Origin of the sequence: Staphylococcus ureilyticus, from assembly GCF_002902235.1 — a bacterium.
Classification (GTDB): domain Bacteria; phylum Bacillota; class Bacilli; order Staphylococcales; family Staphylococcaceae; genus Staphylococcus; species Staphylococcus ureilyticus.
This window is the reverse complement of the sequence record NZ_PPRL01000183.1, coordinates 1-731: the sequence shown is the minus strand read 5'-3', so window position 1 is coordinate 731 and position 731 is coordinate 1. Positions and strand designations below refer to the sequence as shown.

Genomic DNA, 731 nt, shown 5'->3' with positions numbered 1-731 from the left:
CAGGTACAGGAGAAGAACCAGGTACGGGAGAAGAACCAGGTACGGGAGAAAATCCAGGTATAGGAGAAAATCCAGGTACAGGAGAAGAACCAGGTACGAGAGAAGAACCAGGTACAGGAGAAGACCCAGGTACAGGAGAAGACCCAGGTACAGGAGAAGAACCAGGCACAGGAGAGAACCCAGGCACAGGAGAAGATCCAAGTACAGGAGAAGAACCAGGTACAGGAGAAGAACCAGGCACAGGAGAAGAACCAGGCACAGGAGAAGATCCAGGTACGGGAGAAAATCCAAGTACAGAAGGAAACTCAAATACTCAAGAATCGAAATCAGGAGAAAGTTCAGATATAAGCCAACCATCTAAACGCGATCATATTTCAGAGTTAGAACAAAATCAAACTTCAAAAATAGTAAATGATCGTTCCGATAACTCTAGAAAAATTAATGATAATAGAGCTGAATTACCTGAAACAGGAAAAGATGAAATTAATAAAGGTACTTTATTTGGTTCATTATTTGCAGGTTTTGGTGCGTTATTACTAGTTTTCAAACGTCGTAGAAAAAATGAAGAAGATAAATAATTAATAAATTATAAAATATTATTGAATAAAGAAACCTGAGACATATGCAGTCTCAGGTTTTTTACTATCTAATTATTGTTTAAATAAAACTGACGATAAATTGAGTTTGATTTATTTTGAATAGTTTATTAATTGCGCGTAATGTGTATATAC

The 731-nt window shown here is 37.1% G+C and carries 1 protein-coding gene; it reads left to right on the top strand.

The window, feature by feature from the left end; all coding sequences use genetic code 11:
* On the top strand, positions 1–578 hold a 578-nt coding region (locus CD150_RS13625), incomplete at its 5' end, for an LPXTG cell wall anchor domain-containing protein (protein ID WP_206185653.1).
* Between the last annotated feature and the right edge of the window lie 153 nt (positions 579–731).